Source organism: Flavilitoribacter nigricans DSM 23189 = NBRC 102662 (genome assembly GCF_002646595.1).
Classification (GTDB): Bacteria; Bacteroidota; Bacteroidia; order Chitinophagales; family Saprospiraceae; genus Flavilitoribacter; species Flavilitoribacter nigricans.
This window is the reverse complement of sequence record NZ_PDUD01000048.1, coordinates 1-22910: the sequence shown is the minus strand read 5'-3', so window position 1 is coordinate 22910 and position 22910 is coordinate 1. Positions and strand designations below refer to the sequence as shown.

17 protein-coding genes are annotated in these 22910 nt (G+C 43.0%); 7 read left to right on the top strand and 10 right to left on the bottom strand.

Annotation, left to right across the window (positions count from 1 at the left end):
* Positions 1–13 precede the first annotated feature (13 nt).
* The 5 genes from CRP01_RS34875 to CRP01_RS43540 form a co-directional block, all read right to left on the bottom strand.
* Positions 14–805 carry a cation transporter gene (locus CRP01_RS34875; RefSeq protein ID WP_185154588.1) on the bottom strand — a complete coding sequence of 264 codons (792 nt, stop codon included), beginning with the start codon at positions 803–805 and terminating at the stop codon, positions 14–16.
* A gap of 6 nt (positions 806–811) precedes the next feature.
* On the bottom strand, positions 812–3244 hold the full coding sequence (locus CRP01_RS34870) for a heavy metal translocating P-type ATPase (protein WP_099154719.1): 2433 nt from the start codon (positions 3242–3244) through the stop codon (positions 812–814).
* A gap of 57 nt (positions 3245–3301) precedes the next feature.
* On the bottom strand, positions 3302–4540 hold the full coding sequence (locus tag CRP01_RS34865; protein WP_099154718.1) for an efflux RND transporter periplasmic adaptor subunit: 1239 nt from the start codon (positions 4538–4540) through the stop codon (positions 3302–3304).
* Between the two features lie 12 nt (positions 4541–4552).
* On the bottom strand, positions 4553–8863 hold the full coding sequence (locus CRP01_RS34860; protein ID WP_099154717.1) for a CusA/CzcA family heavy metal efflux RND transporter: 4311 nt from the start codon (positions 8861–8863) through the stop codon (positions 4553–4555).
* Between the two features lie 237 nt (positions 8864–9100).
* Positions 9101–9436 (bottom strand): DUF6660 family protein, encoded by a 336-nt coding sequence (locus CRP01_RS43540; RefSeq protein ID WP_099154716.1) that lies wholly within the window; start codon positions 9434–9436, stop codon positions 9101–9103.
* 144 nt (positions 9437–9580) lie between these two features.
* Between CRP01_RS43540 and CRP01_RS34850 the strand changes: the two genes are divergently transcribed.
* A complete protein-coding gene (locus tag CRP01_RS34850) occupies positions 9581–10267 on the top strand; it encodes a LytR/AlgR family response regulator transcription factor (RefSeq protein ID WP_099154715.1) in 687 nt (228 codons plus the stop codon).
* A gap of 379 nt (positions 10268–10646) precedes the next feature.
* On the opposite strand, the gene CRP01_RS34845 is transcribed toward CRP01_RS34850, so the two are convergent.
* Positions 10647–13724: a Tn3 family transposase gene (locus CRP01_RS34845; protein ID WP_099154714.1), complete on the bottom strand. Its 3078-nt coding sequence runs from the start codon at positions 13722–13724 to the stop codon at positions 10647–10649.
* Between the two features lie 183 nt (positions 13725–13907).
* Here CRP01_RS34845 and CRP01_RS34840 point away from each other — a divergent pair, with 183 nt between their 5' ends.
* The 5 genes from CRP01_RS34840 (at position 13908) to CRP01_RS34820 (ending at position 17905) form a co-directional block, all read left to right on the top strand.
* The gene (locus CRP01_RS34840; RefSeq protein WP_170110673.1) at positions 13908–14588 is read left to right on the top strand and encodes a tyrosine-type recombinase/integrase; all 681 of its coding nucleotides are present in this window, start codon (positions 13908–13910) and stop codon (positions 14586–14588) included.
* A 100-nt stretch (positions 14589–14688) separates the two neighbouring features.
* Positions 14689–15270, top strand: coding sequence for a Crp/Fnr family transcriptional regulator (locus CRP01_RS34835; protein ID WP_099154712.1), 582 nt, complete (start codon positions 14689–14691; stop codon positions 15268–15270).
* A gap of 99 nt (positions 15271–15369) precedes the next feature.
* Positions 15370–15846 (top strand): YybH family protein, encoded by a 477-nt coding sequence (locus CRP01_RS34830; protein ID WP_099154711.1) that lies wholly within the window; start codon positions 15370–15372, stop codon positions 15844–15846.
* A 3-nt stretch (positions 15847–15849) separates the two neighbouring features.
* Positions 15850–17016 (top strand): DinB family protein, encoded by a 1167-nt coding sequence (locus CRP01_RS42565; protein WP_170110672.1) that lies wholly within the window; start codon positions 15850–15852, stop codon positions 17014–17016.
* A 19-nt stretch (positions 17017–17035) separates the two neighbouring features.
* Positions 17036–17905, top strand: coding sequence for an alpha/beta fold hydrolase (locus CRP01_RS34820; RefSeq protein WP_099154710.1), 870 nt, complete (start codon positions 17036–17038; stop codon positions 17903–17905).
* Positions 17906–18066: 161 nt separating this feature from the next.
* Here CRP01_RS34820 and CRP01_RS34815 read toward each other — a convergent pair whose 3' ends face one another.
* The 3 genes from CRP01_RS34815 to CRP01_RS34805 form a co-directional block, all read right to left on the bottom strand.
* Positions 18067–18624, bottom strand: a complete 558-nt coding sequence (locus tag CRP01_RS34815; RefSeq protein ID WP_143473673.1) for a hypothetical protein — start codon at positions 18622–18624, stop codon at positions 18067–18069.
* A 372-nt stretch (positions 18625–18996) separates the two neighbouring features.
* Positions 18997–19479: a DUF1772 domain-containing protein gene (locus tag CRP01_RS34810; RefSeq protein WP_099154708.1), complete on the bottom strand. Its 483-nt coding sequence runs from the start codon at positions 19477–19479 to the stop codon at positions 18997–18999.
* Between the two features lie 6 nt (positions 19480–19485).
* Positions 19486–19770, bottom strand: a complete 285-nt coding sequence (locus CRP01_RS34805) for a hypothetical protein (protein ID WP_099154707.1) — start codon at positions 19768–19770, stop codon at positions 19486–19488.
* Positions 19771–20217: 447 nt separating this feature from the next.
* Between CRP01_RS34805 and CRP01_RS34800 the strand changes: the two genes are divergently transcribed.
* A complete protein-coding gene (locus tag CRP01_RS34800; protein WP_143473672.1) occupies positions 20218–20586 on the top strand; it encodes a response regulator in 369 nt (122 codons plus the stop codon).
* A 73-nt stretch (positions 20587–20659) separates the two neighbouring features.
* On the opposite strand, the gene mqo is transcribed toward CRP01_RS34800, so the two are convergent.
* Positions 20660–22138, bottom strand: a complete 1479-nt coding sequence (gene mqo / locus CRP01_RS34795; protein ID WP_099154705.1) for a malate dehydrogenase (quinone) — start codon at positions 22136–22138, stop codon at positions 20660–20662.
* Between the last annotated feature and the right edge of the window lie 772 nt (positions 22139–22910).

The window sequence follows — 22910 nt, the reverse complement described above, 5'->3', positions numbered from 1 at the left end:
AATTTTAGAATCATCATTTCGCCAAATTCAATATCCTTATTGCACCACGCATTACAAAACCGAATACGATCCCTCCAACGATCAAATCAGGCCATTTGCTATCCAGCCAGAAAACGAATATCCCGGCCAAAATCACCCCACCGTTTACAATGATGTCATTGGAAGTAAAGATGGCACTCGCCTGCATGTGGGCCTCTCGACTTTTGACCTTATTGATCAGCCAAAGAGAGACCAAATTACCCGCAAGCGCCAGGAGAGAAACGATGATCATCCATTGAAACAAGGGCGTTTCACTTTCACTGAAAAACCTGCGTAGTACTTCCGAAAACCCCAGCAAAGCCAGTCCCATCTGAAAGTAGCCGCTAACTTTCGCCACTTTTTTCTTCCGGGAAATAGCAGCTCCTACAGCAAAAAGACTTAGCCCGTACACGATGGAATCGGCCAGCATATCCAAAGAATCAGCTACTAGCCCCATGGACCGGGAGATCCAACCGGTGGTCATTTCAATCACAAAAAAACCAAAATTGATACCCAGCACCCACCATAATATTTTACGTTGATGCGTATCGTCGACCTCTATGGGCAATTCAGCCTCGGCCGTACCCTGTAGTTGGTCATTGAGCTTGAGTTCACTGATGGCCGCTTGTATGGGTTGTACATCATTCTGATGAAAAACTTCCAATTTACGGGATGGAATATCAAACTCCAGGTGCTTCACCTGAGGGAGGGATTCCAGTTTCATACGGATTATTTGCTCCTCGGAGGGGCAATCCATTTTACTGATCGTGAAGGTGCTCTTTTTCAAGGTATCCTACTTTTTATAAGCTAATAATCTCAATGCATTGAAAACCACCACCAGTGTGGACCCCTCGTGGGCAATCACCGCCGGGCCAATGTCTGCAATACCCGTCAGCGTCAGGGGTATTAAGATGACTACCATGCCCAGGCTGATCCAAAGGTTTTGTTTAATAATCCCTTTTGCTTTTCTGCTCAGTCCGATGGCAAAAGGGAGATTGTTCAGACGGTCTGCCATCAAGGCAATATCTGCCGTTTCCAAAGCGACATCCGAACCCGCTGCACCCATTGCAATGCCTACGGTACTTTTTGCCATAGCAGGGGCGTCATTCACTCCATCTCCTACCATTGCTACTTTGCCTTCTTCGGCTTTTAGTTTTTCGATTGCGGCTACTTTATCTTCAGGTAATAAACTCCCCATCGGGTCAGTAATTCCTATATTCCTGGCTACTGCATTTGCCACTTTCTGGTTATCTCCTGTGAGCATGACCATCCGTTGGATACCTATTTGCTTTAACTTCTTTAGGGTGGCGGCAGCTTCGGGGCGGGCTACATCCATCACTGAGATAATACCCAAATACTGGCTGTTCTGATGGACGATCATGGCGGTATGCCCTTCCTCTTCGAGGCTTGCCATCTGTTGGTCTATTTCTTCTGGAACGGCTTCTCCTGTTAATTCTTCAAACAGCCTTCGATTACCTATGTGAACCGTTTTGCCTTCAACCGTCGCTTTAATACCACGTGCGGTTAAGGCTTCCAGATTTTGGGCTTTGGAAATAGTTATGTTTTCCAACTCTGCTTTACCGCCTTCCACGATAGCTGCCGCCAGCGGGTGGTCGCTCAATTCCTCCACCGCCACCGCTACGGTAAGCAGGGTCTGTCGGTCAATTGGTTCGAAAGGTATGGCATTGGTCAGTTTGGGTTTCCCTTCTGTAAGCGTTCCCGTTTTATCAAAAGCCAGCGCATTTAAACTACCTAAATCTTCCAATGGACGACCTCCTTTAATCAGTACCCCCTCACGGGCTGCCCTTGCTACGCCTGCTAATACTGCACTTGGTGTAGAAATGGCTAAAGCACAGGGTGAGGCAGCAACAAGGACTGCCATTGCCCGATAAAAGCTATCGGCAAAGGTTTCGTCAATCACTAAAAAGGCAAACAGCAGTAAGACCACCAAAATCAATACCGCCGGTACGAAGTATCGTTCAAACTTATCGGTCAATTGTTGGGTCGGTGATTTTTGGGTTTCGGCTTCCTTGACCAGTTCTACCAGCTTTGACAGGGTACTATCTTTTGCTAATTTTAAAACCTTTATTTCGAGGGCATGGCTGCCGTTAATCGTACCTGCAAAAGCTCGATTTTCGGCTGCCAATCCATCAAGTTTGTCCACTTTATCGGGATTGTCAACTGGGCGTTTGTCAACTGGAACACTTTCACCGGTAATGGGTGCTTGATTGACGGAACTGCTCCCTTTTATAACTACACCGTCAGCGGCGATTTTTGTATTGGGTTTCACCACTATACTTTCTCCCAATTCTAACTCCTCAATTCCCACCTCAACAGTTTCACCATTTCGTTTGACCAATGCCGTTGGTGGTGCTAAATCCGAAAGTGCTGCAATGGATTTTCTGGCTCGATTCATAGCGTAGTTTTCCAGTGCATGCCCCAAACTGAACAAAAACAACAATAATGCGGCTTCTTCCCATTTGCCGAGCGAAGCTGCACCGGCTGCCGCCACCAGCATCAGAAAATCAATTTCAAATTTTCCTTTGCGGATGGTTTCAATGGCTTCCATCAGGGTAAAATAGCCACCTAAAATGAGGGCAACGACAAAAAGCCCTGTAGTCAGCATTTCGGGAATACCAGATTGGAAAGAAAGTATTAAACCCGTCAGCCAAAAAACACCGCTGCCAATAGCAAAGTACAGTTCCGTATTTTCTCCCAGAAAACCACCGTGAGCATGGTCATGCCCATCACCTTCCTCGTGTTCGTGTTCGTCATGTTCATCTTTGGTTTCTTTGCTGATTTTGAGCCCTGTTTTTTTAACTGCTGCCAAAATTTCCGATTGCTTGACTTTTTCCGTGTCCCATTCCAGTCGCAGTATCCCGGCAGCAGAAGCAACCGCCTCTACGATTCCAGTTTCTTTCATTAATGAATCACCGATACTTCGGGCATGACGTTGGTGACGGATACCTTTGACCTCCAACAAAGTGTGCCGAAAGCGGTGGGTTAGGGTTGCTCCGGTTTGCTGGGCTATTTTTTTCACCTTATTGACGGAAATGGTATCGGGATGATAGTGAATGCATATTTGGGCTGGATTGCCATCCTCAACATGAGCTTTCTCTATACCATTTTGGTTTTCCAAATTTTGTATAAGTCGAGTGATACATTGGTCTTTTTCATCAGGTATTGATGGTAATAAAACAGGTATTTTGATTTTGATTTTTTCCATGATTTTTAAATTTTGAATGCGGCAGTGACACCCCTGGCGCCACTGCCGCCCTGTTTGTCAATGTTCGTGCTCCAGTTCCCCCGCCTTCGACTGGGCATAGACGAAGTAGGCTCCATCCGTCACAATCTTCACCCCCTCCGGTATTTTATCAACCAATTTTACGGAGGTATATCCATTATCACTAGTACCGGGGATTACCATTACTTGTTCGAATTTTACTTCTCCTCCTTCCTCCTGACCAGTGGTGATATAGATATAGGAAGACGCTCCATCCTTAATAATTGCTTTTTCTGGCAATGCCTGAACCGTCTGATCATTAAGCCAAATCTTTGCTTCTATAAATAGATCTTTAATAAACCGGGGGCGTTCCTTCTCTAAATGACCATGGATGCGAACCGTTTTATTTTCGGTATTAAATTCTTTACCGAGTACATGGACTTCGCCTTCGTACATCGCATTGCCTAATGCTGGTACGGTATAACTAATGCGTTGCGTTTCTTTTACCTGTGCGAGATCATTTTCAAATACATCCAATTCAAGATGCAAATGTTCTTCACTTACAATTTCCATTAATTCCATATTGGGCTCTACATACATACCGTTATGCATTTTAATAGTGGTGAGATAACCCGACATGGGAGAGACGAGGGCAATGCGTTCTACAATGTTATCTGGCGTTAAATTGGAAACATTGATGCCCAGATAAGTCAATTGTTTAGCTATGCCTTTTAGCGTTGCTGTCTTCATATTGACTTCAGATTGCAGCTTTTGCAGGTTCTTTTCAATACCTGCATTGGCCTCCACCAATGTTTGTTGCCTCTCTAGTTCTTGACGTAGAAAAGTCAGTTCGGCCGCTGTTTCCAGGTATTGCTGTTGATGTTGGATGAATTCAGGGTTCTCCAGGTAGGCCATGACGACTCCTTTTTTCACATAATTACCTTCTACGTATTTTCTACTATTCTTAATAAATCCACTTGCTTTAGCACTAACGGACGAATAGGCATTGGGTGGTAAGCCTAGCGTACCCGTTGCACTTACATAGTCGTTGATTTTTATCTGCGAAAAATCTCCTAAGGTAATATTCATGGTCGCTATCTGCGCTTGGGTTAGGTGTATTTCGCCCTCTACATGTTCTTCTTCACCTTCGGGATCGTGTCCTTCCTCATTTGAGCGTTGGATAGATTCTTCTTCATGCTTGTGACTGTCCGCTTCATCATTTTTTTGATTGCAGGAAAACAGCAGTGGCAGCACCGCTACTAATAACATGGGTATTATGGACTGATTTATGATTTTCATTTCGATTATATTTTATTGATTTGCAAGAAATTGATACAGTGCGCCAGCTTTATTATGTGCCAGTACCTGTTCCCAATAACTCTTATTGTTTTTAGCTAGTAGATTAAGCGTGTTGAGCAGTTCCAAATAAGAAATTTCTCCGGCCTGATAGTTTAACTCGGAAATTCTTTCCATCTCCGGATTTACGTTATCGAGTTGTTCCCGATAATAATTAGCTCCTTCAGCATAGAGTTGAATGGAATTATAGACAGACAATAGTTGCTGGTTAACCCTCAATTGCTCCGCTTCGTACTGGGCTGTAGCTACTTCCGTCTGTATCTTTTGCGCTTCTATTTTTTGCTTGGTCTGCTTGTTGAATAAAGGTATTTGTACGCCGACCTGTAGCCCGGATAGCCAGCCTCCTTCAAAGTAGTTTTGAGCAGCATATCCAAGATTGAAATCGGGTTTCATCTTCGCTTTTAAAATGTCAATATTGGCTTGTTCTATACGAATACGCTGTTCGGCCAATTGCACCTGAAGGGCAGCTACAGTGTCTCTGGAAACCGGGCTGTTTAGGCTAAGACCATCCGTGGTGGTTACCGCTTCATTGGTATTGAGCAGAACTTGCAAGCGTTCTTCCAGATTGCTGATTTCAATAGTCATTTGCCTTTGCAATAGTTGGTATTCATCCAGCGAAGAACCTATGCTAAGCCGTTCGATATTGTTGGCCGCACCCGTTTGTACTCTCACCGATGCGGTCTGGTAATACTGTTGGTACAGTTGTACCAATTCCTGGTAAAGGGCTTGCAGCTCTTTGCGTTGTTGCAGTTCGTAATAAAGCTGCTTAAGCTGAAATTTTAGTTCTCTTTCTGTCAATTCACTGTACAAACTATTCATCGCCACTACTTCATCCTGGAAAGCATTTTGCGCTTTGGTAGTGGCGGGGTTGGGGAAACTTTGGACGATGCCGATTTGATTAACCCGCTGGCCGTTTTCCCGGAATAAACCCTCGCCCTGATAGCTAATATCAGTCGTTCCCAGGTTGTATTTCAGATGCTGCAAAGCCTGGCTTTGCTGAACTTGTAGCTTAGCGGCCCGAACAGATGGATGGTTTTTAAGGGCTATTTCTATGGCTTCGTCCATCGATATCGGTCTTTGTTGCGCTTGGGCCGACCATCCAAAGAACAGCAGCGGCAGCAACACCATAGCTCCTTTTACGGGTAAGGATGGTTTGTTTTTACCTTCTTGCCACTGTGCCAGCCAGCTGTATAAAATAGGTAGAACGACCAGCGTCAGGAAAGTGGCCGTGATCAAACCACCAATAACAACTGTTGCCAGGGGGCGCTGTACTTCCGCCCCCCCTGAAGTGGAAAGAGCCATTGGTAGAAAACCCAAAGATGCCACCGACGCGGTCATCAAAACGGGCCTGAGTCGCACCCGGGTACCCTTTAGAATGCGTTCCCGAATATTGCTTATTCCCTCGCTTTTCAATTGGTTGAAGTAGCCAATTAATACAATCCCGTTCAGGACAGCGACCCCAAACAAGGCAATAAATCCTATACCAGCTGAAATGCTGAAAGGCATACCTCTTAGCTGCAAAGCCCAGATGCCGCCAATGGCAGATAGTGGAATGGCGGTAAATATCAAGGCCGCTTGTGAGATGGAACCAAATGTAAAAAAGAGGAGTATGAAAATTAGTGCCAGAGCAAGAGGTACCGCTACTGCCAGACGAGCATTGGCGGCCTTGAGGTTTTCGAATTGGCCGCCATAGGTGAAGTAATATCCTGAAGGTAAACTTAGTTTGGTATCCAGTTCCGCTTGAATTTTACCTACCAGCGTTTCTACATCTGTATCCCCTACATTTACACCAATAACAATTCTTCTATTGGTATTGTCCCTGGAGATTTGCATAGGAGCATCAATCAATTCCACATCCGCCACAGCTTGTAAAGGCACTTGAGTGCCATTGTCCAGAGTGATATATAGGTTTTGCACGTTTGCGAGATCCTTACGGTAGGTTTCATCCAGCCGTACTACTAGATCAAACCGCCTTTCTCCTTCATAAATAATTCCGGCACTCTCTCCGGCAAAGGCAGCTCTTACCACCTGATTGACCTCTTTGACCTGTAAGCCATACTGCGCCATTTTGGCGTACTTAAAATTGATAATGATTTGCGGCATGCCGATAGTTTGTTCCACATTAACAGTTCCTACACCATCTATTTTGGTGATAAGACCTTCAGCTTCTTTGGCTTTGCTGTACAAAAGGTCCAGGTCTTGCCCATAGAGCTTAATGGCGATATCGGATTTTGAGCCCGTCATCAATTCATTAAACCGTAGTTGGATGGGTTGGGAAAATTCGTAACCTACTCCTGGAAATACACTTAGAGATTCCGCTATCTTCTCAAACATCTCCTGTCGATTACTGGCAGAGGTCCATTCTGATTTGGGTTTCATGACCAGTACATAGTCACCAATTTCAACAGGCATAGGGTCAGTAGGTATTTCGGCTGCGCCTATATTGGTAACAATGTCTTCAATTTCAGGAAATTCATCCATCAGCTTATTTTGGATCATCTTGGACATCTCTATACTCTGCGATAGCGAGGTCCCAGGTGGTAATATCTGCTGCATGGCTAAATCACCTTCTTCCAGCGTGGGTATGAATTCGCCTCCCATTTGGGTAAACACATAAAAACTTATTGCAAACAGAGCGAGGGTAGCTATTACAAAAATGCCTTTTAGCCTTAATGCTACATTCAGTATCGGGGTATAGATCCATTGCGTGAAGGCAATGATTCGGTCCGCAATGGTCTTTTTATCGCTAATCTTTTTGTTTAAAAAAAGTGCGGCCATCATAGGTACGTAGGTAAGAGACAAAATCAATGCTCCAGCAATGGCGAGCATAACGGTCTGTGCCATTGGCTTAAACATTTTACCCTCAATGCCTACCAGGGCTAAAATGGGGATATAAACCATTAAAATGATAATCTCACCAAAGGCTGCCGAACTCCGAATTTTTATAGAAGCGGTTTGCACTTCCTTATTCATTTGGGCTGCGCTTAGCTTTTGCCCCGCAAACCCTACCTGTAAGCGATGAACAATGGCTTCTACGATTATAACTGCCCCGTCCACGATTAGGCCAAAATCTATAGCTCCTAAACTCATTAGATTGGCAGAAATACCCAATACATTCATCATAGAGATGGCAAACAACATGGCCAGGGGAATAACCGAAGCTACTATTAAGCCTGCTCGCCAGTTACCCAGCATCAGCACCAAAACAAACACCACTATTAAACCTCCCTCTATTAAGTTGGTCTGCACGGTACCAATGGCCGTTGAAACAAGTTTGTCTCTGACCAAATAGGGTTCTATAACCACGCCTTCCGGAAGTGATTTTTGAATTTGAACCACTCTTTCTTTTACTCGTTCGGTAACGGCTGCCGAGTTTGATCCTTTGAGCATCATTACTCGACCACCAACTGCCTCTGCTCCATCACGGGTCAATGCGCCATAGCGGGGTGCTTTACCAAACTGTACCGTGGCTACATCTTGTATTAAAATTGGCCTGCCACTACGGACGTCAACCACTATATTTCCTATATCCGTTAGTGATTGGGCAATCCCATTGGTGCGGATGTAATAAGTACTTGGATTTTTTTCAATGTAAGCGCCGCCCGTATTTTCATTGCTGTTTTGTAGCGCATCGTAGACATCGGTAATACTAATGCCAATGGACTTGAGCAGATTAGGATTTACGGCTACTTCATATTGCTTGAGAAAACCGCCCATGGTGTTGACCTCTACTACACCCTCAATCCCGGATAGCTGTCGCCTCACTATCCAGTCTTGAATCGTGCGCAATTCGGTAGCTGGATATTGTTCTTCGTACCCTTCTTCAGGTCGGACAACATACTGGTATATTTCTCCCAAACCCGTTGAGATTGGAGCCATTTCAGGGGTGCCCAGCCCATCAGGAATATTGCTTTCGGCTTCTTTTAGGTATTCTCCAACCAGTTGCCGGGCAAGGTATATATCCATATCTTCCTCAAATACTACTGTGATAACCGACAGGCCGAAACGAGAAATAGACCGAATCTCAACAAGTTGCTGGATGTTTTGTAAAGACAGCTCTATTGGAGTGGTTATAAACTGCTCTACTTCCTGCGTGGCCAAGGTCGGAGAAATGGTAATCACCTGCACCTGATTGTTGGTGATGTCAGGTACGGCATCAATAGGTAGCTGTCGCAGGGAGAAAATCCCCCATACGATTAGGGCTGCTACCAATAGCCCTATCACAAACTTATTCTGTATCGAATAAGCAATTATCTTATCAAACATGTTGAAATTAAAATTTCGTTAAACCATTGAATAGGAGACTTGCAAGCATAGGCGGCCTGCTAAAATGGAGTTGATTTCCAGGTGCCGAGAGGTAAACGAACCGTTTTTCTTTTTACCGAAGCTTTTCCATTAGCCAGCTTTTGTGATGAACAAAAGCGAACATTACGGAACAAAAAAGACAATAGGTGAAAATTTCGTTAACCCCAATTAGAATTCCTGTAGAACAACTCTAATGGTTTAACTAAGCTGTGGCGGATGCCAAATGTCATGAAGAGAAGTGAGGTCTACGAGCATAGACTCAAATAGTGGGGAATCAGCAAAAATAAACTTGGGAATGGTGATTGGCAGGTCGTTTTTTGTAGGTGTCCTAACCGTCAAATGGCAACAACTACAGGTACACAAGGGAGAACAAAGATCTTTAGAATCGCTACTATGATCGTGATCGCCCGCTTCCGCCTGTGCTACGACCTGTTCGGCCCCCGTGTCGGAATTACACCAATCTATCTGGTCTGCACAGGGGAGCAGGGCCAGGGCCAGTATATAAATCGATAGTATGGCACTGATGTATTTCATTGCCCGCAAAAGTAAATGAATTTTGTTTCAATTACAAGGTACGTATGGAAAATGGTTTTTTTACTTCAAAGCTTCGCTGGGGATGTTTTTTTTTAATGGTTTAAATTTATTAATTTCACCAACAAACTATTTTACTCCAACGCTATGATCAAATGCCTCATCATTGATGATAATCCCATGGCGAGGCTGGCTATTAGAAATTTCATCCAGGAAGTAGATTTTTTATCCCTTAGCGGAGAATGTGAGGATGCCGTCCAGGCCATGAACTGGCTGCAAAAAGAACCAATCGAGCTGCTTTTTCTCGATGTAGAAATGCCGCAAATGACCGGATTGGAATTGCTGGAAAGCTTAACCCACCGGCCTCTGGTTATTCTGATCACTTCTAAAACTGAATACGCGGTCCAAGCCTACAATCTGGAAGTCATCGACTATATCGTTAAACCCATCAAACTGGCCCGTTTCCTGAAAGCGGTCAATCGAGCTAAGGATTTTTTGCGGCCTACCCAAAAGGAAGCGGATGGCTACCTATTTGCCCGCATCGATAATGTGCTCACCCGCCTGGATTTCGATCAGATCCTGTACGTCGAAACTATGGGCGATTATATCCGGATTGCTACCCCTCAGAAAAAATATATGGTACACCTAACCTTAAAAGCACTCCTGGAAAAATTACCGCCTGATCGATTTCTTCGCATCCACCGTTCTTATGTGGTTGCTCTCGATAAAATTGACAGCTTCGCCGACAATATGGTGTCCATTCAAAAAAACGTACTGGCCGTGAGTGAAACTTACCGGGCTCATCTTCTCGAAAAATTGAATGCCTTGAATTAGTAATTGCCTGGACGGAGACTTTTGCAGTTTATGACTGTTAAATTTAAACCAGTTCATGCTCTTAAACGGATGGCCTTGAAATTTCAACCCCCTGTTTTCAAATCTCACCGATCCATATTCCTATCTCACCGAACAATCCCACGGAGCGCCCGGACTGACCATATATTTGGCTCTGTAATCATTAATTGTTCACCCCCTTAAAATTACTAGCCATGTGTGCGACTCAATTTCAACAACTTTCTGATAACTTTTTGGTCATCAAATATCAAGAAAAAAAAGAAGTAGCGGCCTTTGAGGGTCATAGCTCTACAAAAGGATAAAATGTCCCACTTTTATTTTCAGAGTTAACTGATTGCTAATACATAACAAATAGTTGCCGCTATCCCAAAAAGGAATCCAAATCCAGGCGGTAATTTTGGGAAGCCGTCAAATTGAAGGAATCTACCAGCTTTTCGTCCGAAAAATCGTACAATCCGTGGAAGTAAATATGCTTCCAAGTCATTGCTGAACCGGATTTAACGGTCTCAACAATCTCTTTTTTCCTCCTTTCAGTATTCGCTTGCTGAATGCAGTGGGTGAGGTACAGATAATTCCAGCAGATGATAGCGTTTTTAATCAGTCGCTTGCAGGATTCTGCCACCAATTGCTCTTGACGGGTTAAAAAAATCAACTCGCCGTTATTGGCAAAGCAGATAGCCGCGGAGAAGCGGTTAGAGTGTTCAATCTTGTTAAGTTGCTTCCTGATGGAACGGCGCAGCTCCACATCATCAATGTATTTCAGGATGAAAAGCGTTTTGATGATCTTGCCGTATTCTTTTAATGCCTGATAAACCGGGTGCTGCCTGGAATAGGAATTTAATCGCTTAAAAATTTGAGAAGCAGAACATTCTTTGAGTTTGATAGAGGTGATTAGTCGTAAGATGTTGTCCCAGTTTTCCGCTATGAGTTCCGTATTGATGTAACCATCCGGCAATATTTTGTAGCCTTCTTTGGCATAGTCTGCTCGCTTGGTAAAGGAGTAGAGCCGCTGCTTGTAAATTTTGGCGATTCGCGGAGCGAACTCAAAGCCTAAGAGGTTCATCAGGGCAAATACCGCTTCGGTATAGCCGTGTGTATCGGTAGAATGAATAGTGGATTGGACAACTTCATTGTGCAACAATCCGTCAATGACATACGTGGCTTCTCTTTCCGAAGCATTAATGACCGTGGAGTAGAATTGCAGGAACCGTTCATCTACATAAGAGTAGGCCGTAACGCCTCTGCCTTTTCCGAAATATTTGTAGGAATAAGTGGAGTGTATGGAGTTGCCCTTTACGTTGAACTTTTGTCCATCGCTCGAAGTATGCAACTGATCCTTATATTGTTTGTAAAGCTGCGGTAATTCCATCTCGGCGATAAAATCTATAATGGCGTCATTCGCTTTATCAATGTTGGGAAGGTCAAAATACCAGTTAACCGTATTTTCCAATTCGGTTTCAGACATGGGTGTTGCTACCTTGGTCATGGTAGGAATTCCCAGGTTACATCCATAGGCCGTAATTCCCGCAAAAAACAAAGCATTCTCCGGCCGCTTTTTTTGATACTTGGGTTGAAAGTGAATAAAATCATCCAAGTACCTGGTCGCATAGTTGACCGTGGCCAGTACTTCTGACAATGGGATGATCTTCGCATTTGGAAACAAATCATCAAGTATTTCCGTATCCGCTTCCTCTACTTTTGGAGTAGTAACGCTAAATTTTCCGTTATCGCTAAAACGCATGAACTTGTTCTCTCCAAGTAAAATACTCTGATTTGTACTGTGGTATGCTTCTTCGGTCTTCTTTTTCAGCGAACGAAGTAAATCATCAATTGAGTTTAGATGGGATAAATCTGCTTGTTCCAATAGTTGTATCCAGTCCTGTTTCCAAATCGTATCCTTGATTAGATATTCATCGAAAGCCTTGTACCGGTAAGAATACTTCAGATTTAAACTCCCATCCCTGATAGCCTGACAGGTGGAGGTAAATAATAGAACCTTGAATAAAGAAATTCGGAATTTTCCTTTGTCGTCAAAAATGATGGCCTTTTCTTTATCCGGCAAAAAATCAGTGGGGACGGACTTTGTTATCGCTCCATCCTTAATCCTGAAGTCTTGAATGGCGTCGATAATATTCTTATCTGAAGTTTGTCCATTGAAATGAAGCAACTTAACAATACCAGCTACTTGTTTTTGCAAGGTCAGGGAGTCGGATTCCAATATGCTGTAATAGCTGTCTTCCTCACTGGTTTCATATTGTTCATGCCACCTTTTGATCGTTTGTTTTTCCTGAGATACTTGTACTTGATTGGGATATAGCTGTCGAAGAAGTTGTATTCTAACCCCATCAGAGATCAAAGTATCTTCCGACCAAAGAATAGCTATCGCCTTTTCTTCCCGCTCCAAAACCCCATAATAGTTACTTACCACTTTTCGGATAGTGGGCTTACTCAATTGCTGATACTCAAATTGTTTCTGTTTGTGTTCGTGCTGAGCCTGGTTGAAAATTTTCCTGGTTTCAAGTAGCAATGTATCAGTCAACCAGTCTTCCAATTGGTACAATTGGTATGCTGTGAAAGCCAGTAAATAAAGGTATTTGTATAATTCTGAGCGACGGGTGATCTGCTGGATTTGATAATGTTTAACCAACTCTCCATAATATCTGATGGCGTCCGGGTTAAGATCCAAAGCACCAATTAAGGGTTGAATCACCCTGAAAATCTCCTGCAACGATCGTAGTTTTTCGACATTGGCCTTGATTCCTTTGAGGCTGTCTTTGGGATTGAAGTATTTTAACCAGGTTATTCGGTAGGGATGGTTTGAAGCCTCGCTGTCCGTAAGTTTCTGTAACAAAAAATCCATTGCCGCTTTGTGATCCAGGCGAAGATGCTGTTCAAGATTGGCCATCAAAGACCGGGCATATTCCCCGATAGCATCTACGATAATGGTTTGTAGGGTATTATATGGAGGTAGTTCAATTCGCTTTTGCCGCAGCAAATCTACCATGAAATTGAAGATCAGTTTTGGTCGAAACTGAGACCGGATCATGGCGTTTGCCGACTTCTTCAGCATTAGCGAATGAGTGTTGGAATCGAATGATTGATAATTAAAATACGCCAAAATTAATCGTTTATGCCGACCGAAGGTCTCCCGGTTGTAATCAGATCTTTCAACCGCAAAAGCGAAGATGCCTAATCGCCTGCAAACGAATTCTATCTCTCTTGTCCGAAACCGAGCCGGAGTAAAGAACCGGCCACAGGCCTTGAAATAAGCAAAAGAAAGATGAAAGCAGACCTTATTGGTAGTGGTATGAAAGGATGATAGCTGTTCCTGGAGTTTGGTGGGCAGCGTCAAAAACTGCTTTCTATCCTGGCTTTGAAAGTATGGAGGCTCATCATATTTTTTGATTTCCCGTTCGTTCAAGATGGTCATCTTAGGCATAGAGCGGTATTTTGAATTAAAAAACAGTGGCTCAAGTTCAAGGTAGCCAAACTAAAAAGCCACGATTCGGATTTCGTATAAGAGACAGAGTGCGAAATGACTAGCTACTTTTTTTAGAAAAGCACTTCCAGTTTCGACTGAAAAATACTACCTTTTCGCTACTCAAAAATAGAATGCGAAATTGTGGATACACCAGGTTTTAAGCATATCATTAATCTCATTGCGAAAAATTTCGCCAAAGAGAATATCACTTATAGTCAATCGCAATACATTTTTAAGGAGGTAAGAAAAAAGCTGGAACTAAAACCGGAGAAGAAAAACAGAGGAACGGTAAAGCGTCTGTCTAGAAAGGAATATCAGAACTTCATCAATGCAGCCTATGAAAAATCGTCGCAGACTGGTCTGATGATGCAAACCTTATTTGAAACAGCGGCGAGAGTAGATGAATTCACCAGCTTAAACGCTGATGATATTTATTTTGGGGAATTGAGAATAATTATTCGTTCCGGGAAAGGTAATAAGAGGCGGGAGGTACCCATGGAGGAACATTTAACCCGCCTGTTATCAACCCATCTGAAAGAAAGAAAAACAGGGCCGATTTTTAGAACGCAGAGAGGAACCAGGTTTACTAATCGCAGAATCCAGCAAATTGTAAAAGAGATCGCCGAGTCTGCGGATATTAGTTCGATAGAAGTGACGCCTCATACGCTACGTCATACCAGGGCTACCTTTTTAGCAGAAAATGGAATGAGCAAAGATCATTTACAGGTATTTCTAGGCCATGATTTACCTGGTACTACACAGATTTATACAAAAACTGCCGCCATTGACACGGATAGAGAGTTTAGAAAGATAACTGGGTAAATGGTTCGACAAAATGGTCAATTCAGCAAAAGCAAATGAAAATAGAAACTACTTAAAATAGAAGCCTTTGCGCCAATAGTTGTAGATCAAAATCAGAAAAATGAAGATTGAGCCACTTATATCCTATCTTTCAAAACATTTACCTTTAAATGAAAAGGAAATAGTCTTTCTGAAAACTGTGGTTAAGGAAAAAAAAGTAAGAAGAAGGCAGTTCCTTCTTCAGGAAGGAGATATTTGCAAACATAACTCATTCGTCGTGGAAGGTTGCCTAAGAATGTATATGGTAGATGAAAATGGTAAAGAGCACAATCTACAGTTTGCAATAGAAAATTGGTGGGTGATTGATATGAATAGTTTCTATTCTGATGAGCCGAGTCGGTTGAATATTGAAGCCATGGAGAATTCTATGATTCTTCAAATCAACAGAGAAGACCAGTTCAATTTGTTTGTAAACTACCCCAAGTTCAATCGAATTTTCAGAGTTTTATCTGAAAACGCATTAATAGCCTGTCAAAGAAGAGTCATGCAAAATATCAGCTCCACTGCAGAGGAGCGATATCTAGATTTTATGGATCGCTATCCCTTCTTGTTCAATCGCATTTCAAATGTACAAATTGCGTCTTACCTTGGAATAACACCCGAATTCCTGAGTACCATTCGAAAAAGACTAGCAAAATCTTAAACTACCTTAAGATTCTTTCTTAAACTACCTTATTGGTGCAAGCTATCAAAGCACCTCATCTTTGTGATGTAATTCATCATCAAATCAAATCATTGTAGAATGAAACGATTATTGACCGTTGCATTTGCCATGCTGTTACTGGCTTCTTGCAATCAAGATCCGAATCAATCCGAAAACAAAGATGTTATGGTTAAATTGGAAAAAGAAAGAATCGGAAACCTATTGGAAGACTACAAAAAATCCCTCAATACTTCCGATGCGAAATTAGCGCAAAGTCTTTATGCAAAAGACGGCATATTCATGCCATCAGGAGCTCCTTCTGCCATTGGGGCAGATAACATTCTGAAATCTTACGAGTTCATTTTTTCTCAAATACAGTTAAATATTGAATTCTATATCGATGAAATTCTGGTCGAGGAAGATTTTGCCTATGTTACGTCCAGCTCAAAAGGTACAACCTTGATTCAGGCAACGGGCGAAACAGTACCGGAAGAGAATAGAGAATTATTTGTTTTTGAAAAAATGGATGGTGATTGGAAAATTGCCCGATACATGTTTAACAAAACTAAATCGTAAAAAATGAAAAATATCCTGATTATCCTCATTCTATTAAGCCTGACGATTGATAACACTTACGGACAAAAACTCAAGTTGGGTGAGCAAGAGTTTGAATTGAAAAACGTTACCGGTTCCATCATAGAATTTCAGGGTGAAAAAGTCCTGAAAATAGAGCGGGATCTGAATGCCATCCCTTTTGATGAAGCCAGGTTGGAGGCTACGGTTGATGAGCCGACATTTGCCAGATTGGCCGATTTGGATTTTGAAAACGGTACTATTGAAGTAAAAATGTATAGCCAACTGCAAGACCCGATGCCCCAGGATTATCAGCATGCACAAGGCTTTATTGGCGTTGCATTCAGGGTTGGTGAAAATGAAAAAGCCTATGAGTCCATTTATTTGCGGCCCAAGGTCGGGCGTTCCGACAACCAGCGATCGAGGAACCATACAGTTCAATATTATGCCTACCCGGATTATAAGTTCGAGACCTTGCGGAAAGCACACCCCGGAAAGTATGAAACCTCCGCTCCGGTGGACATTCATGAGTGGATAACCATGCGCATCGAAGTAAATGGCAAAAAGGCGGAGATGTTCGTCAATGACGCCAAATATTCCACTTTTGTTGTGGACTCCATGCTGAGCACCAGTTCACATGGCGGTATCGGCTTATATGTGGATATGGGCACCATCGGCTATTTTAAAGATTTAAAGGTAACCTCCCTGCAAGATCCCGTGAATGATATCGTCAAAGACTGGGAACGCGCTAAAGCCTACACCAAAGAATACCTTGATGCCATGCCTGAATCGAGTTATGGATTAAAACCAACACCTGAAATGCGCTCCTTTGCCGAGCAAATGTTGCATTTAACAGATGCCAACTATGGTTTTGCTTCAGCGGCAACCGGTGTCGAAAACCCAATTGGCCGCGGTGAGTCCGAAAATACAGCTGATAAATCAAAGGAAAACGTGACGAAATTGGTCATGGCGGGCTATGATTTCGTTATTGATAACATTCGGAAAATGACGGCTGATCAATTGAATGAAAGCGTGCAACTATTCGGTCGGTTTGAGATGAGCAAAGGAACAGCCTTAGCTAAATGCTTTGAGCATCAAACGCACCACAGGGGCCAAACGACGGTCTATCTTCGTTTGGCCGGAGTCAAGCCGCCGCAGGAAAAATTGTTTTAACAATCTATAAGTAGAAAACATGTGGTCAAAATTATTTTTAGTGCTATCCATTATCTTGGCTTTCTCTAATGTTCATGCTCAAAACAATCCGGGAAGGAATTCTCAAGCGTCCAATGAAGGAAATAAAATTGTCTATGGGGTAAATCAGGAGGCCGGGCAATATGTACAAGCCGGTGATGCCAAAATTTACTACGAGCTTTATGGTAGCGGGCAGCCCATCATATTGCTACATGGCGGATTAATGGGATCGATTGGTGAAATGGCTGAATTCATTGAAAACCTGAAGCCCAATTACCAGGTCATCGCCATGGCTACCCGTGGACATGGTAAATCTGAAATTGGCACAGCCCCTATTACTTATGAGCTAAAAGCAAATGATGTGATGGAGGTAGTTAATGCAGTAACACAAGACAGTGTTATCATATTGGGGTTTAGCGACGGAGCCTATACCGGTTACAAAGTGGCCAGTATGTATCCCGAGCGGGTAAAAAAGCTAATTGCTATTGGCGCCGGTGAGCAAAAACCCGGTTTGCGCAAAGTAGTGCCATTAACTAAAGAGACAGTAAACCTAGAAAGTGAGTTCTGGAGACAAAAGTTGGCCCTGATGCCGGAACCCGGAAGGATTGAAGAATTCTGGTTGGCTATGGCCGACTTTTACAATACAATGGTAGCAGGCAAAGCGTTGTTTATGTCGATTAAATGTCCAGTTTTGCTTATGTCAGGAGAACTCGACCGCAACGCACCATTACCAACCGTCATTAATGCATACAACATGATACCGAATAGCCAGCTGAGCATTATTCCAAACACAGGCCATGTTGTTTTCATGGAAAACTTTGAAGCGGTTTGGGCAAGTATGGTTCCTTTTTTAAAGGATGGTCTTAAATAGCAAAATTTAGAACATTAAATCTGAAGCGCATGAGCAGAACAGGAAAAGTGGGACATTTTATCCTTTTGTAGAGTTAGGACCAAAATAATCCTCATCCCCCAATTGCACCAAGGCAGTGGCTCTGTCACTGACCAGCAATTTGACGCTACAGTTATATTTTGCTAAGCTTTTCTGGAGTTGATCCCACCAGCTTTTTGTATCTCGTTTATCTTTTGGGACTTCAAAAAAAGGTAACCACTACTCAATTCCTGGCAAACCAAAAGCATGGTATCTAGCCAAGTTTCATCTAATCCAAGAACTACTTCCAGGTGCTCCAATTGATTAGTGGCTTGGTCTGCCAAATCTAGTTCGCGTAATTCCTTATATTTCAAAATTGATAGTTCAATTGCTTTCATTTGCCGATAAATTGAACTCTCTGATATCCCGACATGGGTTTGGATCCGTAGCTTCCTCATGAATTCTTCAATACGTCCAGCACCGACACCCCCTTTAACTCCAAAGGTATAAATAGCACTGGTGATGAGTCGTTTGAGAAAATTTTGACCGGCCTCACTGTCCCAGAATACAGATTCCGGAAATTGATGGCGTTGATTTTCACGATGTAAATGGTAATGAACGCTGCTTTTAGGTATAGCCGTTTGGCGGCTCATTTGTCGGATACTCTGTTTCGGATGCTTTTTGCGGTGAGCACTCAACCGTAACCATAGTTGCTTTAACACGGGTCGAATTTTGGATTGTCACAATTTAGCATTTTTTGCTAAAACCATTTTTTGCCGCTGTCCAACCTTAGACGGATGCCTATAATTAGATATAATGCCCTGATTTTCAATTGATTTTAATTAGCCTATAATTAAGTTTATGTTAAGTAGAATATGTTTTCAAACAAACTGTCGAGTTGCTTCCAGAGGTGAGCCTGCACAATAGCCTGCAACATCGTGCAGAATTTAGCTCATCGTTCATGCTATCGGCCGCGGGCCCGCACCATCATGATCCCTGCCTCCGCGTTGTGAATGATCAGTTCCTGTTCTCTCCAACCGTTTCGCGATCCGTTGGAGAAAACGGAACATATATTAAAATAGGGATTAGACGTTCTACATCTCTTCTAACCTTGTGGTCTGATTACTTACATTCGTCAAAACAACTAGACTTAGTCCCACGAGTTCGGCAATTGTCCGGATAATGTGCAAGTTCCACCATTTATCGCGAAGATCCATCCAATTTTCAGGAAGAGATTCCAGTGTCCATGTTAGCATTTCAGTCTGGATAGGAAGATTGCCGAATCGGGAAATGAAAATGCACGATGCAAAAAATGCTGCTGCAAACAGTAAGGTGATAAATACAGGTTTGTTCTGCCTCTGTTGATAAGCCGACACTATGGATACAAGTGTTACCAAGATTACCATGGAAACCATCAATGTGTTTAGCGACTGAACAAGATGCTGCTGTTGCTCCAGATAGGTCGAAGCAGTGTAATTTTTCGGATTGAATCCAACCCATATACCAAAGCTTGTTCCTGCCAGTAAAGCAGCAAGCGTGATATTGATAAAGCGAACGGTAGATTTAATGTTCAACATCACTTTTTATGATTCAGTTATTTCTATCATAGTCAGAATTTTGGTCTTACCACCAAAAACCAACTTACCTTCAATCATTCCAAACAATTTATGCAGGGCAATCTGCGTCGAATGTGCTTGTTCTATATTGTCAAAATCGAGTTCAATTATTACATAATTTTCATCGTCTGTTGGACGGTAAATTCGATACCGCTTCACACCAGATTTTTTGCGGTTGATGGGATCATTGTCAAATGCTTTTTTCCACCCATCATAGTCCGACACTTTATGTTCGATACGAAGAGTTATCATAATAATGTCCTTAAATTTGTTGTCCTAGTAGGCAATTTTCCGACGGTAGAACGATGTGCTTAAATATAGAAAATGCAGGCATTAAAAGCTTTTCAAAGCTACAAAATATCAAAGAATAAATGTTTTCTTTTTTCGTTGGTCCAAAAGGAAAAATCCACCTGTCCAAACTACCAGACATTGGAGATTAGCTGCCGCCGATCATCGCCTAAAACCTGCATATAGATCTGAGTACTTTCCGGGAATTGGTGGCCCAAAATATCCTGTTTCACGTTTACCGGAACCTTATCGAGCGCCAGCATGACACCCATCGGAGTAAGAAAGCAATTGGTAACTATCTTAAAGCCTTTTCCCTGTTTTTTCCTCGGAAAATCCGCTAGAACATTTCTTTAAAGCTTGACTTTATTGAACTTTTTATTTATCCATGTAGGCGTCAAAAATCCCATTATCATGAAAAAGAAACTCCTTGTTTGTGATATAGATCAAAAGACTACCCAACTTCTGTCCAGAACGCTTCAACAGCACACCCACATTGAGATTATCCTTAAACGGTGCGGCAGAGAAGTCTTAAACTACTTAAAGCGCAGTCCTGTCCTTCCTGACTTGCTTCTGATCAATACTTTACTTCCTGATGTAGATGGTGATTACCTGACTCAAATTATTCGAATAAAGGATAAATTTAAAGGGCTTCCTATCATATTAATGTCTGGTAATTATGATGACATTGATCGGCTAGCTGAAGCCGTAGGCGCTTCTGATTTTTTGAGAAAACCTCTTTCCGCTGAGAAAGTACAGGAAAAAGTAGCTAGTATACTTTAACAGAGATTGGCTTAAAAATTACAACTAATTGGGGCTCTTAAAACAAGTATCCTACAATGAAGAAAACACCTCCTCAAGCTAGCTTAAGTACCTCCGTCGTATACTCCCGCATCTGGCGGCAAAGCGCCCCGTTATTGATCAGCGATTGTCCATAACTCGGGATCATTTTCATCAGTCGCTCCTGCCAAACAGTTGATTTCATTTCGTCCGGAAAACAGATGGCCAGCACATCCAGCATAATGGAAACCGAAGTAGAGGCTCCGGGCGAAGCCCCCAACAAGGCTGCGATCGTGCGATCAGAACCGCTAACGATCTCGGTGCCGAACTGCAGTACTCCGCCCCCTTTACTATTGCGTTTGATGATCTGCACCCGTTGGCCGGCAGTGATCAGTTTCCAGTCTTCAAAGCGTGCTTTGGGGTAGAATTGTTGTAGGGCTTCGAAACGATTTTCCTGAGATTGAAAAACTTGCTCCACCAGGTATTTGGTCAGTGGAATATTCTTAACACCGGCCGATAACATTGGCCATACATTGTGCATCTCTATAGAAAGCGGCAGATCGAAGTAAGAACCATTCTTCAGGAATTTAGTGGAAAAACCGGCATATGGGCCAAACAGTAGCGAGCGTTCACCGTCCAACAAACGCGTATCCAGGTGCGGTACAGACATGGGTGGTGAACCTTCTGCTGCCTTACCGTACACCTTGGCTTCGTGCCGGGCTACCACATCCGGATCGGTGCAGCGCAAAAACTGACCACTGATCGGGAAACCTGCGTATCCTTTACCTTGTCGAATTTCGGATTTATCCAGCAGCGGCAAAGCCCCGCCACCGGCACCGATGAATACGAACCGGCTATGGACGGCCCTGTTCTTCTTTTGATGCAGGTCTTTTACTGCCACGTTCCAGGTGCCGTGCCGTTCCTGAGTCAGGTCTTCCACCTCGTGTCCTAAGTGTAATTCCACCCCGTCACAACCGCGCAAATAGTCGATCATGCCCCGGGTGATGGCCCCAAAATTGACGTCCGTGCCGATAGCCATGCGTGTGGCAGCGACCTGTTCTTCCGGATCGCGACCGTCCATCATCAGCGGGACCCATTCGGCAATTTCCGAAAAGGAAGTAGAGAATTGCATATCGGCGAACATCTCGTACTGCACCATCGCTTCGTGGCGCTTCCTGAGAAAAGTTATATTCTCCGGGCCCCATACGAAGCTCATATGATCGATATCATTGATGAAAGGGTACCCCGTAGTGACCAGCTCATTCTCCTTCAGATAAGCCCACAATTGTTTGGATACTTCAAAGGCCTCACTGATCTTCAGCGCTTTGGAAATATCAATGGTGCCGTCCTCGCGCTCGGGCGTGTAGTTAAGCTCGCAAAAAGCCGAATGCCCGGTGCCGGCATTATTCCAGGCATCGGAACTCTCTGCACCAACCTGATCGAGCCGTTCGAATATGACGATGGTGGCGTTGGGTACCAATTGCTTCAGCAGCACCCCCAGGGTCGCACTCATGATACCGGCCCCAATGAGCGTAAATTCCGTTCTTGTCAACATCCGGATTTTTTTTCTCGATTATACGCTTTTTTCCCTTCTTGTGTTCTTTCAATAGGGAAAAAGCATTGCAGGCAATTACTATTCGGTATCGTTAATTGAAGCTTTTTAATAAAAGTGAAAAACCAAACAATAATGAAGCTGTACAGAATTTTCACTTTATGCCGAGCAAACCACGAATATGAGTAGATATTCTGGTCGATAGAGTAGATTCTTTAGTCTATAGCATTCAACTTCTTACTCGAGAGGCCATATTTTACCCGACATCACTAAACAAGCTTTAAACTATAGTGTATGAGTGCATAATGATTGGGGGTATTAGGTGAATTATCATAAAATGGTTTATATCTCCTGAACGGCTTCTTCTTCTCTTGTTGAATACTCTACTACCCAATGCTTGGCCAAATGATCTTGTATAATACGATGGCGAAAGCGCCATGAACCACCGTCCGATTCCAAAATATTTTGTTTGGTTGCTTCTTTTAAAAAGTGGACCAGTTTTTTAGGAAGCAGGTCCTTTTTGTATAGTAGATACCTTAAATGTATATGCTGTAGAATCGAAAAATGGAAAACCCACATTGAGGATTTAAATCGTTGATAGGGGTTCTTTAATTGTAAATAAAAACGGCTATTTTGTATTTGTTCAAAGAGCCCTAAGAGACTGTTTTAAAACCTACTCGTAAATAATACAAGATGTACTCAAAACGGAGAATTTTGTGGTGCTGAATCATAAAACAATCCGAAATGAGTACATCACAATATAAGGCCAAACGGG

Coding starts and splice junctions, on each gene's coding strand:
- mqo (WP_099154705.1), bottom strand. CDS start 22,138: ATGTTGACAAGAACGGAATTTACGCTCATTGGGGCCGGTATCATGAGT.
- CRP01_RS34830 (WP_099154711.1), top strand. CDS start 15,370: ATGAAACGATTATTGACCGTTGCATTTGCCATGCTGTTACTGGCTTCT.
- CRP01_RS34810 (WP_099154708.1), bottom strand. CDS start 19,479: ATGTTGAACATTAAATCTACCGTTCGCTTTATCAATATCACGCTTGCT.
- CRP01_RS34800 (WP_143473672.1), top strand. CDS start 20,218: ATGAAAAAGAAACTCCTTGTTTGTGATATAGATCAAAAGACTACCCAA.
- CRP01_RS34850 (WP_099154715.1), top strand. CDS start 9,581: ATGATCAAATGCCTCATCATTGATGATAATCCCATGGCGAGGCTGGCT.
- CRP01_RS34870 (WP_099154719.1), bottom strand. CDS start 3,244: ATGGAAAAAATCAAAATCAAAATACCTGTTTTATTACCATCAATACCT.
- CRP01_RS34845 (WP_099154714.1), bottom strand. CDS start 13,724: ATGCCTAAGATGACCATCTTGAACGAACGGGAAATCAAAAAATATGAT.
- CRP01_RS34805 (WP_099154707.1), bottom strand. CDS start 19,770: ATGATAACTCTTCGTATCGAACATAAAGTGTCGGACTATGATGGGTGG.
- CRP01_RS43540 (WP_099154716.1), bottom strand. CDS start 9,436: ATGAAATACATCAGTGCCATACTATCGATTTATATACTGGCCCTGGCC.
- CRP01_RS42565 (WP_170110672.1), top strand. CDS start 15,850: ATGAAAAATATCCTGATTATCCTCATTCTATTAAGCCTGACGATTGAT.
- CRP01_RS34820 (WP_099154710.1), top strand. CDS start 17,036: ATGTGGTCAAAATTATTTTTAGTGCTATCCATTATCTTGGCTTTCTCT.
- CRP01_RS34835 (WP_099154712.1), top strand. CDS start 14,689: ATGAAGATTGAGCCACTTATATCCTATCTTTCAAAACATTTACCTTTA.
- CRP01_RS34865 (WP_099154718.1), bottom strand. CDS start 4,540: ATGAAAATCATAAATCAGTCCATAATACCCATGTTATTAGTAGCGGTG.
- CRP01_RS34860 (WP_099154717.1), bottom strand. CDS start 8,863: ATGTTTGATAAGATAATTGCTTATTCGATACAGAATAAGTTTGTGATA.